The 858-nt window shown below is 62.8% G+C and carries 1 protein-coding gene; it reads left to right on the forward strand.

Going from position 1 to position 858, the window contains the following annotated elements; translation table 11 throughout:
- The coding region (locus tag ACI3K3_RS25690) for a transposase (RefSeq protein WP_404918945.1) at positions 1-858 on the forward strand (858 nt) is incomplete at both ends.

The raw sequence follows: 858 nt of genomic DNA on the forward strand, positions 1-858 counted from the left end.
GCCATGCCGTTCGTGAGTATCTTGCCGTGCTCGATGACGCCGCCTTTGGCGGAGCCGCCCCGGTGCCGCCCAAGCAGTTGGCGGTGGCCGATCCGGCGGCGCGTTGGACAGCGGCGAGCCGCGAGCGCGCCTTCTTCGTTTATGCCACCAATTACCTGATCGATCTCCAGCACGCGGTGATCGTCGACGTCGAGGCGACCACAGCAATACGCCAGGCCGAGGTCACGGCCCAGCGACGTATGATCGATCGAACGCATGAACGCTTCGGCCTGTGGCCTGAGCGGCTCGCAGGCGACACTGGTTATGGCGATGCGAAGAACCTGTCATGGCTGGTCGAGGAGCGCGGGATCGAGCCGCACATCCCGGTGTTCGACAAGTCCGCGCGCAGCGATGGCACCTTCGAGCGTTCCGACTTCATCTACGACCATGAGGGTGACAGCTACATCTGCCCAACCGGCAAGCGGCTGCGCCAGAGGCAGAAAGTCTATCGGGAAGATCGACCGTTCGTCGATGAGTATGGCATGCGACGCTACCGCGCCAGCAAGCTGGACTGTGAAGCCTGCGATCTAAAGCCGCGCTGTTGTCCAACCCAGCCAGCGCGCAAGATTGTTCGTTCAGTCCACGAGGGCGCCCGTGATCTGGCGCGCGACATTGCCGCCACCGATGCTTATCTCATCTCCCGTCGGCAGAGGAAGAAGGTCGAAATGCTGTTCGCGCACCTCAAGCGCATCCTCAGGATGGATCGCCTGCGCCTGAGAGGTCCAAACGGTGCAAAAGACGAGTTCCTCCTCGCCGCCACCGCCCAAAACCTTCGCAAGATGGCCAAGCTGATCCCCATGCCAGCCCCAGGCCCCGCAT

The organism is Novosphingobium sp. ZW T3_23, from assembly GCF_044987305.1.
Lineage (GTDB): Bacteria > Pseudomonadota > Alphaproteobacteria > Sphingomonadales > Sphingomonadaceae > Novosphingobium.